This window comes from Neisseria blantyrii, from assembly GCF_962747855.1.
In the GTDB taxonomy this organism is placed as follows: Bacteria; Pseudomonadota; Gammaproteobacteria; order Burkholderiales; family Neisseriaceae; genus Neisseria; species Neisseria viridiae.
Genome location: NZ_CAUIZY010000012.1, coordinates 46,553 through 58,426 on the forward strand (window position 1 = coordinate 46,553; position 11,874 = coordinate 58,426).

General features: G+C 55.3%; 8 protein-coding genes. 5 read left to right on the forward strand and 3 right to left on the reverse strand.

Annotated features, from left to right (window positions below; all coding sequences use genetic code 11):
• Positions 1-81 precede the first annotated feature (81 nt).
• The 3 genes from Q9J80_RS09340 (at position 82) to pntB (ending at position 3,475) form a co-directional block, all read left to right on the forward strand.
• Entirely contained in the window at positions 82-1,623 is a 1,542-nt protein-coding gene (locus tag Q9J80_RS09340) for a Re/Si-specific NAD(P)(+) transhydrogenase subunit alpha (protein WP_304672818.1), read from the forward strand.
• Positions 1,624-1,626: 3 nt separating this feature from the next.
• The gene (locus tag Q9J80_RS09345) at positions 1,627-2,010 is read left to right on the forward strand and encodes an MAPEG family protein (RefSeq protein ID WP_304672819.1); all 384 of its coding nucleotides are present in this window, start codon (positions 1,627-1,629) and stop codon (positions 2,008-2,010) included.
• Between the two features lie 79 nt (positions 2,011-2,089).
• On the forward strand, positions 2,090-3,475 hold the full coding sequence (gene pntB, locus Q9J80_RS09350; RefSeq protein WP_304672820.1) for a Re/Si-specific NAD(P)(+) transhydrogenase subunit beta: 1,386 nt from the start codon (positions 2,090-2,092) through the stop codon (positions 3,473-3,475).
• Between the two features lie 364 nt (positions 3,476-3,839).
• On the opposite strand, the gene Q9J80_RS09355 is transcribed toward pntB, so the two are convergent.
• A complete protein-coding gene (locus tag Q9J80_RS09355; protein ID WP_301673126.1) occupies positions 3,840-5,636 on the reverse strand; it encodes an aminopeptidase P family protein in 1,797 nt (598 codons plus the stop codon).
• Between the two features lie 316 nt (positions 5,637-5,952).
• Here Q9J80_RS09355 and Q9J80_RS09360 point away from each other — a divergent pair, with 316 nt between their 5' ends.
• Positions 5,953-7,206, forward strand: a complete 1,254-nt coding sequence (locus Q9J80_RS09360; protein ID WP_301673125.1) for an NRAMP family divalent metal transporter — start codon at positions 5,953-5,955, stop codon at positions 7,204-7,206.
• Positions 7,207-7,360: 154 nt separating this feature from the next.
• Positions 7,361-8,872, forward strand: coding sequence for a lysine--tRNA ligase (gene lysS, locus Q9J80_RS09365; protein WP_301673124.1), 1,512 nt, complete (start codon positions 7,361-7,363; stop codon positions 8,870-8,872).
• A gap of 76 nt (positions 8,873-8,948) precedes the next feature.
• Here lysS and Q9J80_RS09370 read toward each other — a convergent pair whose 3' ends face one another.
• Positions 8,949-10,187 carry an NAD(P)/FAD-dependent oxidoreductase gene (locus Q9J80_RS09370; RefSeq protein WP_301673123.1) on the reverse strand — a complete coding sequence of 413 codons (1,239 nt, stop codon included), beginning with the start codon at positions 10,185-10,187 and terminating at the stop codon, positions 8,949-8,951.
• A 178-nt stretch (positions 10,188-10,365) separates the two neighbouring features.
• Positions 10,366-11,739 carry a DEAD/DEAH box helicase gene (locus Q9J80_RS09375; protein ID WP_301673122.1) on the reverse strand — a complete coding sequence of 458 codons (1,374 nt, stop codon included), beginning with the start codon at positions 11,737-11,739 and terminating at the stop codon, positions 10,366-10,368.
• Positions 11,740-11,874 lie beyond the last annotated feature (135 nt).

The following is an 11,874-nucleotide window of genomic DNA, read 5'->3' on the forward strand; positions in this document are numbered from 1 at the left end:
ACCGGTACGGCGTTGCTCCGCCCTGCCCCGATTTAAATTTAACCCACGATACATATAAACAACCCGAAAAAGGATTCAGAGATGAAAATCGGTATCCCACGCGAGTCATTATCCGGCGAAACCCGCGTCGCCTGCACGCCCGCAACCGTCGCCCTGCTGGGCAAACTGGGCTTTGAAACCGTTGTCGAAAGCGGTGCAGGTTTGGCGGCAAGTTTGGACGATGCCGCTTACCAAGCAGCAGGCGCAACCGTTGCCGACAAAGCAACGGTTTGGGCATGCCCTTTAATTTATAAGGTCAACGCGCCGTCCGAACAGGAACTGCCGCTTTTGAACGAAGGTCAGACCATCGTCAGCTTCCTGTGGCCGCGCCAAAACGAAGCCTTGGTCGAAGCCTTGCGCGCCAAGAAAGTCAACGCGCTGGCGATGGATATGGTGCCCCGCATTTCCCGCGCGCAGGCTTTGGACGCTTTGTCTTCGATGGCAAACATCAGCGGCTACCGCGCCGTGATTGAAGCCGCCAACGCCTTCGGCCGTTTCTTCACCGGTCAAATTACTGCCGCCGGCAAAGTGCCGCCCGCGCAGGTTTTGGTGATTGGTGCAGGTGTGGCGGGTTTGGCGGCGATTGGTACGGCAAATTCGCTCGGCGCAGTGGTGCGCGCATTCGATACACGCTTGGAAGTGGCAGAACAAATCGAATCGATGGGCGGTAAGTTCCTGAAACTCGACTTCCCGCAAGAATCGGGCGGCAGCGGCGACGGCTACGCCAAAGTGATGAGCGACGAATTTATCGCCGCCGAGATGAAGCTATTTGCCGAACAGGCGAAAGAAGTGGACATCATCATCACCACCGCCGCCATTCCGGGCAAACCCGCGCCCAAGCTGATTACCAAAGAAATGGTGGAAAGCATGAAATCCGGCTCCGTCATCGTCGATTTGGCGGCGGCGACGGGCGGCAACTGCGAACTCACCCGCCCGGGCGAATTGTTCGTAACCGACAACGGCGTGAAAATCATCGGCTACACCGACATGGCAAACCGCCTTGCCGGACAGTCTTCTCAGCTTTACGCCACCAACTTGGTCAACCTGACCAAGCTGTTAAGCCCGAACAAAGACGGCGAAATCACGCTGGACTTCGAAGACGTGATCATCCGCAACATGACCGTTACCCGCGACGGCGAAATCACCTTCCCGCCTCCGCCGATTCAAGTTTCCGCCCAGCCGCAGCAAACGCCGTCTGAAAAAGCCGCGCCTGCCGCCAAGCCCGAGCCGAAACCTGTTCCCCTGTGGAAGAAATTCGCGCCCGCCGTCATCGCCGCCGTATTGGTGCTGTGGGTCGGCGCGGTCGCACCCGCAGCATTCCTGAACCACTTTATCGTCTTCGTCCTCGCCTGCGTCATCGGCTACTATGTCGTTTGGAACGTCAGCCACTCGCTGCACACACCGCTGATGTCGGTAACCAACGCCATCTCCGGCATCATCGTCGTCGGCGCGCTGCTGCAAATCGGTCAGGGCAACGGCTTTGTTTCGCTGCTTGCCTTCATCGCCATCCTGATTGCCAGCATCAACATCTTCGGCGGCTTTGCGGTAACACGGCGTATGCTGAATATGTTTAAGAAAGGGTAAGCCATGACTTTCGCCTATTGGTGTATTCTGATTGCCTACCTATTGCCGCTTTTTTGTGCGGCGTATGCCAAAAAAGCGGGCGGATTCCAGTTTAAAGACAACCACAATCCGCGCGATTTTCTGGCGCATACGCAAGGCGCAGCCGCCCGTGCCCACGCCGCGCAGCAAAACGGTTTTGAAGTCTTTGCACCGTTTGCCGCCGCCGTTTTGACGGCACACGCAACCGGCAATGCGGCGCAATCGGCCGTCAACACGCTTGCCGGCCTGTTCATCCTGTTCCGCCTCGTCTTTATCTGGTGCTATATCGCCGACAAAGCCGCATTGCGCTCGCTGATGTGGGCGGGCGGATTTGTCTGCACCGTCGGGCTGTTTGTCGTGGCTGCTTGAAACAGATGCCGTCTGAAAACACGAACGTCAATTTTTCAGACGGCATTGAAAACAAATCATCGAAAATCGGAGAATTTCTATGTCTTCAGGACTCGTAACAGCGGCGTATATCGTTGCCGCAATTTTATTCATCTTCTCACTGGCGGGGCTGTCCAAGCAGGAAACCGCCAAACAGGGCTGTTCTTCCGGTATCGCCGGTATGGCGGTCGCCCTCTTCGTAACGGTCTTTTCCGACAATACCCATGGACTGGGCTGGATCATCATCGCCATGCTCATCGGAGCGGCAATCGGCATCTACAAAGCCAAAAAAGTAGAAATGACCGAAATGCCCGAACTGATTGCGCTCTTGCACAGCTTCGTCGGCTTGGCAGCCGTTTTGGTCGGCTTCAACAGCTATATCGAGCCGGGCAACGTTTCGCACGATATGCACACCATCCATCTGGTCGAAGTCTATTTGGGCATTTTCATCGGCGCGGTAACCTTTACCGGCTCACTGGTCGCATTCGGCAAACTCAACGGCAAAATCAGCAGCAGCCCGCTGCAACTGCCCGCCAAACACAAGCTCAACGCACTGGCACTTGCCGTATCGTTTGTGTTGCTGCTCGTATTTGTCGGCATTGACGGCAGCGGCTTCATCCTGCTGATTATGACCCTGATTGCCCTCGCATTCGGCTGGCACTTGGTTGCCTCCATCGGCGGCGCGGATATGCCCGTGGTCGTATCTATGCTCAACTCCTACTCCGGCTGGGCGGCCGCAGCGGCAGGCTTTATGCTCTCCAACGACCTGCTCATCGTTACCGGCGCGCTGGTCGGCTCAAGCGGCGCAATTCTGTCCTACATTATGTGCAAAGCCATGAACCGGTCGTTTGTCTCGGTAATCGCCGGCGGTTTCGGCAGCGACAGTGGCACATCATCTTCCGGCAGCCAAGAGATAGGGGAATACCGAGAAGTCAAAGCCGCCGATGTTGCCGAAATGCTGAAAGGCGCAAACAGCGTCATTATCACCCCGGGCTACGGTATGGCAGTCGCACAGGCGCAATACCCCGTTGCCGAAATCACCGAGCTTTTGCGTAAAAACGGCACAGAAGTACGCTTCGGCATCCACCCCGTCGCCGGCCGCCTGCCCGGTCATATGAACGTGCTGCTTGCCGAAGCCAAAGTGCCTTACGACATTGTATTGGAAATGGACGAAATCAACGACGACTTCCCCGAAACCGATGTGGTTTTGGTGATTGGTGCGAACGACACCGTCAACCCTGCCGCCCAAACCGACCCGAACAGCCCGATTGCGGGTATGCCGGTTTTGGAAGTATGGAAGGCAAAAGAAGTCGTCGTCTTCAAACGCTCGATGAACACCGGCTACGCAGGCGTACAAAACCCGCTGTTCTTCAACGAAAACAGCGTGATGTGTTTCGGCGACGCGAAGAAAACCGTGGATGACATTCTGTCCGAACTGAAAAAATAATCCGCATGGCGCAATGCCGTCTGAAACCCGATGTTTGAACTGCACCCTGCAAGTCGGACACTATTTCCGACTTGCAGGGTGCAGTTTTTTACGGCAAGCATTCAAACAAATCCAAATCCGCCGATGCTTTTTGACATTCGCCTACACTTTTTCAACAAGGTTGGGTGTAGAGGAAGCAGTACTTTTGCCGGATGGGCGGCATTGTACGAATATATCCGCTATGACAACCATAAGAGGAACAGCTTGAAATTGGAAGGGCTGATTCTGTCCCGGACAGGAAACAGCCCTTGAAAGCCGTTTGATCGAACTGCTCAAAGTTTTTAGGTCAGTCCGATTCAGACGGCATTTTGTTGCGCCGTGCCGTTTAACGCGCCAGCGGTTCGGTGCGTTTGATCAGCCATGCTTTTGCCGCGCCTTCGGTCAGTGGCTCGAGGCGGCGGCGGACTTCGGCGTGGTAGCGGTTGACCCAGTCGATTTCGCCGTCGGTCATGAGGGCGGTGTCCATCAGGCGAGTATCGATGGGGCAGAGGGTCAGGGTTTCGAAGTACAAGAAGCTGCCGAACTCGGTTTCCTGCGGGTCGGCGACGGCTTGGTTGGCGGCGAGGTTTTCAATGCGGATGCCCCATTTTCCCGGACGGTAGAGACCGGGTTCGATGGAGGTAACCATGCCTTTTTTCATGGCGGTTTCGGGCGTGGCGGGGGCGGCGAAGGCGATGCGTTGCGGGCCTTCGTGGACGTTGAGGAAATAGCCCACGCCGTGGCCGGTGCCGTGTCCGTAGTCGCATTGCACCTGCCACAGGGGTTTGCGGCAAATCGCGTCTATCAGCGGTGAGGGGATGTTTTCGGGGAACACGGCTTCGGCAAGCGCGATATGGGCTTTGAGGACGAGCGTGTTGTCGCGTTTTTGTTCTGCTGTGGGCGTGCCGACGGGGACGACGCGGGTGATGTCGGTTGTGCCGCCTTTGTATTGCGCGCCGGAGTCGATGAGCAAAAGCCCATTGCCGCTGATGGTGCTGTGGCTTTCGGGTGTCGCGCTGTAATGCGGCAGGGCGCCGTTGGCGTTGAAGCCCGCGATGGTGTCGAAACTCAATGAAATGAAGCCCGGTCGCGCGCTGCGGTGGCGGTAGAGCATGGTGTCTACGTCGATTTCGGTCAGGCTGCCGCCGTTGTCGATGATGTCTTCAAACTCGGCGAAGAAACCGCACAACGCCGCGCCGTCGTGTTCCATCGCTTCGCGGATGCGGGCGATGTCGGCTTCTGATTTGACGGATTTGAAGAAGGTGGACGGGTTGATGCCCTCGATAAGGCGCACGCTTTCGGGCAGGCGCACGAGCGTACTGACGGCGGTTTTGTTCGGTTCGATAAGCAGTGCGCCGCCGATTTGCGCGAGTTTGTCGGCAACTTGGGCGTAAGGTTCGACCGTGATGCCTGCGGTTTGCAGCGCGGCGGCGGCTTCGGCGTTCAGACGGCATTGTTCGGTAAACAGGACGGCGTTGTCTTTGCCAATCAGCAGGAAGGACACGAAAACGGGATTGAAAGGCACGTCGCTGCCGCGCAGGTTGGTCAGCCAAGCGATGTCGTCGAGCGAGGAAACCAAGTGGTAATCCGCGCCTTTTTCCGCCATGACGGCGCGCACGCGGGCGAGTTTTTCGGCGGCGGACTCGGAGACGTAGGCGGGGTCGTGGATGAACACGGTTTCGGCGGGGATGGCGGGACGGCTTGTCCACACTTGGTCAAGCAGGTCGTCGGGGTGTTCGATGCGGATGTTTTTGGCGGTCAGGGATTGCGCCAAAGTGCGTTTGCCGGTGAGTGACACCATATCGGAAGGGATGCCGACGGCGGCGTTTTCGGGCAGGTTTGCCGCGAGCCGTTCGTTGTACGGCGGCATTTGACCGCTTTTTTGCAGCTCAATGCCGCTGCCGGAAAGTTGTTTGGTGGCTTGTTCCCAATAGCGGCTGTCCACCCACACGCCCGCTTCATCGGCGGTAACGACAAATGTGCCGACCGAGCCGGTAAAGCCCGACAATTCGCGCCGCGCCTGCCAATGCTCGGGCAGGTATTCGGACAGGTGGGGGTCGGCGGAAGGGATGACGAGTGCGTCCAAGCCTTGCGCCCTCATGGCTTCGCGCAATGCGGACAGGTAATTCGATACGGTATTCATGAACGGATTCTCCAGAGAAAGTGTAAGGTTTCAGACGGCATGGCGGCGTACCGGCTGGGGAAACGTAACCATCTTATCAAATCGTTTGCCGACTGCAAAACGCGTTCAGGGGTTTGAAAGTATATTTTGTACGATAAAAAGCGATGCAAGGCTATTTGTTGTAAACTTTCAGGCATAAAATGCCATATTGCATGTTTTTCTGAAAATAATTGGGAAAAATCAGGAATATTAGGGTGTAAAGTTTCAATAAGCCGGTTTGGCGTGTATTTAGATTACGTTAAAATACGCATTTTTATATCAGCAATACGGAAAAATCATGTCCGAACAATATATTTCGACTTGGAAAAGTAAAATCAATGCATTGGGTCCGGGTATTATGATGGCATCGGCGGCAGTCGGCGGTTCGCACCTGATTGCCTCCACACAGGCAGGTGCGCTTTACGGCTGGCAGCTCGCGTTGATTATCGTCCTAACCAACCTCTTCAAATACCCGTTTTTCCGCTTCAGCGCGCATTACACGCTGGATACGGGTAAAAGCCTGATTGAAGGTTATGCGGAGAAAAGCCGCATCTACCTGTGGGTCTTTTTGATTTTGTGTATTGCTGCCGCGACGATTAACGCGGGTGCGGTTGCCATTGTAACTGCCGCCATCGTTAAAATGGCGATTCCCTCGCTGACACTGGGTATCGGCGCAATCTCCGCGCTGATTATGGCTTCCTGCCTGATTATCCTGGCGAGCGGACGCTACAAGGCTTTGGACAATGTTTCCAAAATCATCATCGTCAGCCTGACGGTTGCCACGGTTGCCGCCGCCGGTATCGCCATGTCGCGCGGTATGCAGATGAAACCCGATTTTATCGAGCCGACACCGTGGACGCTGGCCGGTTTGGGCTTCCTGATCGCGCTGATGGGCTGGATGCCTGCGCCGATTGAAATTTCCGCCATCAATTCTTTGTGGGTTACGGAGAAACAGCGCCTCCAACCTTCCTCTTATCATGACGGGATTTTTGATTTCAACGTCGGTTACATCACCAGTGCCGTGCTTGCCGTCGTCTTCCTTGCCCTGGGTGCGTACGTGCAATACGGCAACGGTGAAGAAGTGCAGATGGCGGGCGGCAAATATATCGGACAACTGATCAATATGTATGCGGTAACCATCGGCGACTGGTCGCGTCCGCTAGTGGCGTTTATCGCTTTTGCCTGCATGTACGGTACGACGATTACCGTTGTTGACGGTTATGCACGCGCCATTGCGGAACCTGTGCGCCTGCTGCGCGGCAGTGAGAAAACCGGCAACGCCGAGCTCTTTGCCTGGAATATTTGGGTTGCAGGCAGCGGTTTGGCGGTGATTTTCTGGTTTGACGGCGTAATGGCGAATCTGCTCAAATTTGCCATGATTGCCGCCTTTGTGTCCGCCCCCGTGTTCGCCTGGCTCAACTACCGCCTGGTCAAAGGAGACAAACGGCACAAGCTTACCGCCGGTATGAATTTTCTTGCCATTGTCGGCTTGCTCTACCTGACCGGATTTGCCGTTTTGTTCCTGTTGAACCTTAGCGGACTTTTGGCATAGGTTTCAAAATCTGAATGCCGTCTGTAATATTTTCAGACGGCATTGCCCTTTCCTAGAAAAAAACACCGACATCGCGTAAAATATGCGCAAATTTTGTGATTCAATCAGGTCGTCTGAAACAGACTGCGCCTGATTTATTTTTTCGGAAAATACCATGAGCGAACAAAATAATCCGCAAATCGAGCCGCAGTTGGACGAAAACCAAATCATCGCCCTGCGCCGTGAAAAACTGCACAACATCCGCCAACAGCGCAACGCCTACCCTAATGATTTCAAACGCGACAGCTTTGCCGCCGATTTGCACGCCCAATACGGCGAAATCGGCAAAGAAGAACTCGACCCGCAGGCCGTTCCCGTCAAAGTGGCCGGCCGCATGATGCTGAAGCGTCAAATGGGCAAAGCCAGCTTCGCCACCATTCAAGACGTTACCGGTCAAATCCAGCTTTATCTGAACAACAAAGGCGTGAGTCAGGAAGTTTTGGACGATTTCAACCATTGGGATTTGGGCGATATCGTCGGCGCGGAAGGTACTTTGTTCAAAACCAACCACGGCGAATTGACCGTGCGCGTGTCCGACATCCGCCTGTTGTCCAAATCCTTGCGTCCGCTGCCGGACAAACACAAAGGCTTGAGCGATCAGGAAACCAAATACCGCCAACGCTATGTCGATTTGATTGCCAACGAAGAATCGCGCAATACCTTCATCAAACGCAGCCAAATCATCCAATCCGTGCGCAATTTCATGGTTAACGAGCATTATTTGGAAGTTGAAACCCCAATGATGCACCCGATTCCCGGCGGCGCGACGGCAAAACCCTTCGTTACCCATCACAATGCCTTAGATATTCCGCTTTATTTGCGAATCGCCCCTGAGCTGTATCTGAAACGCCTGGTCGTCGGCGGTTTGGAACGCGTGTTTGAAATCAACCGCAGCTTCCGCAACGAAGGCATGTCCGTACGCCACAACCCTGAATTCACCATGATCGAATTCTACGAAGCCTTCTCCGACTACGAACGTATGATGCAGATGGCGGAAGACATCATCCGCAATGCATCGCGCACGGTAAACGGTACGGCAAACATCACTTACAACGGCAAAGAAGTCGATTTGGAAAGCCCGTTCGAGCGTCTGACCATCCTCGAAGCCATCAAAAAATACAATCCGCACTACACCGACGAGCAGTTGAACGATGCGGAATGGCTGAAAAAAGAAATCGTCAAACACGGCGAAAGCCTGCCGCCGTCCCCGGGCATAGGCAGCCTGCAACTTGCCCTGTTTGAAGGTTGCGCCGAGGGTAAACTGTGGAACCCGACCTTTATTGTCGATTACCCGGTCGAAGTTTCCCCGTTGGCGCGCGCTTCCGATACCAAACAAGGTCTGACCGAACGCTTCGAGCTTTTCGTTGTCGGCCGCGAACTGGCAAACGGCTATTCCGAGTTGAACGACCCCGAAGACCAGGCCGAACGCTTCAAAGCGCAAGTGGCGCAAAAAGACGCGGGCGACGACGAAGCGATGCACTACGATGCCGACTACATCCGCGCGATGGAATTCGGTTTGCCGCCGACCGGCGGTTGCGGCATCGGTATCGACCGCTTAGTGATGCTGCTGACCGATTCGCAAACCATCCGCGATGTGATTCTGTTTCCGCAGATGCGTCCCGAGTAATCATAAAAACAGTTGAAATAGAAATGCCGTCTGAACCCGATTGGATTCAGACGGCATTTTGTATGGTAGTACGGATTTATTCGGTTTCCAACTGACCGACCCATTCGGACAAGGCAGTCAGGCGTTGTTCGGATTTCGCCACGAACGGGTTTTCGGTATCCCACGCGTAGCCTGCCAAAATCGAAGAAAGCATACGGCTGATTTCCGGGCTGCGGTCGGGCGCGTACACGACGTTTTGGAAGCGGAAATCGTACCAGCCGTCCACATAGGTGCGGAATGTGTCCACGCCGATCATCAAGGGTTCGGCAAACTCAGTATCCCAATCCGCCGTGCCGCCTTCAAGCTGCTTCGCCAATAAATCGGCAGCCAGTTTGGCGGAGTGCAGCGCGATGGTTACGCCCGACGAGAACACGGGATCGAGGAACTCGGCGGCATTGCCCAACAGCGCGAAATGCCTGCCGTACAGCGATTTGACGTTGGCGGAATAGCCTTGGATGGAGCGGAACGGAAAATCGTTTTCCCAAACGGCTTTGTCCAAAATTTCGTTCAGCATCGGGCATTCGTAAACAAATTTTTTCAACACCGTTTCCGATTCGCCGGCAAGTTTGTCGGGCGTGCCGACCACGCCGACGGAACAGCGGTTGTCGCCGAAGGGAATCAGCCAAATCCACACGTCGCGGTGTTGCGGATGGGTGGTAATCAGGATTTTGTTGCGGTCGAATTTCGGGTGGGTAATGTTGTCGTCGATGTGCGTGAAATGCGCTTGGCGCGGCGGCAGGTGCGAGGGTGTTTCCAAATTCAGCAGGCGCGGCAGCACGCGTCCGTAACCGCTTGCGTCCAAGACGAATTTCGCGGTCAGTTCATAGTTCTCGCCCGTGTCGGTTTCGATGTTCAAGCGGGCAAAATCGCCGCTATTGTCGAACGCGGTTACGCCGTGCCCGAAACGTACTTCAACGCCTTGTTTGGCGGCTTCGCCAATCAGGATTTTATCGAACACGGCGCGGCGCACTTGATAAGTCGTGCCGGGGCCGTCTGAAAATTTATCGGTGAAATCGAATTCGGTATAACGGCTGCCCCACGAAAACGCCGCGCCGTTTTTCAACTGAAAGCCGGGCTCGGCGCGCACGGCATCGGCAAATCCGGCTTCTTCCAGCATTTCCATACAGTGCGGCAGCAGGCTTTCGCCGATGACGAAGCGCGGAAAGTGCTGTTTTTCCAACACGCAGACTTGATAACCTTTTTTGCGGAGCAGGGCGGATGCGACCGAGCCTGCCGGACCTGCGCCGATTACGGCGACATCGAATTGGGTGGACATTGGGAAATCCTGATGGTTTGAGTGGAAAAGGAAATGATATTGTACAGGCAGCAAATGCCGTCTGAAACTGTTTGCAGCAGAAATTTATCCGGTGCGGGTGGTTGCTTCCAATGCGTCAGTCCGGTTTGAAAAATGCCGTCTGAAACGGAAATGTTCAGACGGCATTTGATTTTCAGGGTTATTTTACGCCGTAACGCGGTTGGAGCAGGGCGCACGTCCGGTGTCCCCGGCGGCTTCGGCGGCTGCGTCCGGCAATTTTCCCGCAGGCCGCGCCCGCATCGTTTGCCGTGGTTTCCGGCCGGGTGTTTTTTTCGCGCTGCGCTTTGGCGGATTCGTAGCGGTTGCGCTGTTTAGGTTCGCTTGTGCCGGTTTTTTCCGGTTTTGAGCCTTCCTGTTCCCACCATCGGGGCTCGAAGCCTTCGATGCGTTCGATGAGCAGCTTGTTGCCGGTCAGCTCTTTAATGGATTCAAACATTTTCTGTTCGGATTCGTCCATCAGGGAAATCGCCACGCCGTCCGCGCCCGCGCGCCCCGTACGCCCGATACGGTGGACGTAGTCTTCGGGCTGGGCGGGCATTTCGTAATTGATGACGAAGGGCAGCTCGGCAATGTCCAGCCCACGCGCGGCGATGTCGGTGGCGACGAGGACGCGCAGGCTGCCGTCTTTGAAGGCGTTGAGTGTTTCGAGCCGGCTTTGTTGGGAACGGTCGCCGTGTATCGCCTGTGCGGACAGGTTGCGGCGCACCAGTTCGCGCGTTACGCGGTCGACGCTTTGTTTGGTTTTGCAGAACACGATGACTTGGTTCATATGCAGATCGACAATCAGCCGTTCGAGCAGGTTGCGCTTTTGGAAGGTATCGACGGCGATGATGTGTTGTTCGACGTTGGCGTTGGTGGTGTTTTGCGCGGCGACTTCGACGGTTTCGGGCGCGTTCATGAAGTCTTGCGCCAGTTTGCGTATCGGGGCGGAGAAAGTGGCGGAAAAGAGTAGGGTTTGGCGTTGGCGGGGCAGCATCTGCATGATTTTGCGGATGTCGTCGATGAACCCCATATCCAACATGCGGTCTGCTTCGTCCAGAACGACGATTTCGACTTTGTTTAAACTGATGTTTTTTTGTTTGACGTGGTCGAGCAGCCGTCCGACGGTGGCGACGACGATTTCGCAGCCGGCACGCAAATCGGCGGTCTGTTTGTCCATATTCATACCGCCGAACAAGACGGTATGGCGCAGCGGCAGGTTTTTGATATAGGACTGCACGTTTTGGTCGATTTGGTCGGCAAGTTCGCGCGTCGGGGTGAGGACGAGCATACGCACGGGGTGCATCGCGGGCGAGGTGCTGGCGGTGGCGTAGCGTTTGAGGCGTTCCAGACTGGGCAGCATAAAGGCAGCGGTTTTGCCCGTGCCGGTTTGGGCGGCGGCTAGTAAATCATGACCGGCGAGTGCTTTGGGAATGGCGGCGGCCTGAATGGGGGTTGGGGTTTCATAGCCTTGCGCGGTCAGTGCGGAAACGAGTTCCGTACCCAAACCTAAAGAGGAAAATGGATTACTCATGATTGTAGTCTTTCTTTCAGACCTTATGCCGTCTGAAGCGGGAAACTGATAGGATGGGGAAAGTATAGTGGATTAACAAAAATCAGGACAAGGCGACGAAGCCGCAGACAGTACAAATAGTACGGAACCGATTCA

Bases quoted from the DNA above. Each gene is read 5' to 3' on its own strand.
- Q9J80_RS09340 (WP_304672818.1), top strand. From the start codon at position 82: ATGAAAATCGGTATCCCACGCGAGTCATTATCCGGCGAAACCCGCGTC.
- Q9J80_RS09345 (WP_304672819.1), top strand. From the start codon at position 1,627: ATGACTTTCGCCTATTGGTGTATTCTGATTGCCTACCTATTGCCGCTT.
- pntB (WP_304672820.1), top strand. From the start codon at position 2,090: ATGTCTTCAGGACTCGTAACAGCGGCGTATATCGTTGCCGCAATTTTA.
- Q9J80_RS09355 (WP_301673126.1), bottom strand. From the start codon at position 5,636: ATGAATACCGTATCGAATTACCTGTCCGCATTGCGCGAAGCCATGAGG.
- Q9J80_RS09360 (WP_301673125.1), top strand. From the start codon at position 5,953: ATGTCCGAACAATATATTTCGACTTGGAAAAGTAAAATCAATGCATTG.
- lysS (WP_301673124.1), top strand. From the start codon at position 7,361: ATGAGCGAACAAAATAATCCGCAAATCGAGCCGCAGTTGGACGAAAAC.
- Q9J80_RS09370 (WP_301673123.1), bottom strand. From the start codon at position 10,187: ATGTCCACCCAATTCGATGTCGCCGTAATCGGCGCAGGTCCGGCAGGC.
- Q9J80_RS09375 (WP_301673122.1), bottom strand. From the start codon at position 11,739: ATGAGTAATCCATTTTCCTCTTTAGGTTTGGGTACGGAACTCGTTTCC.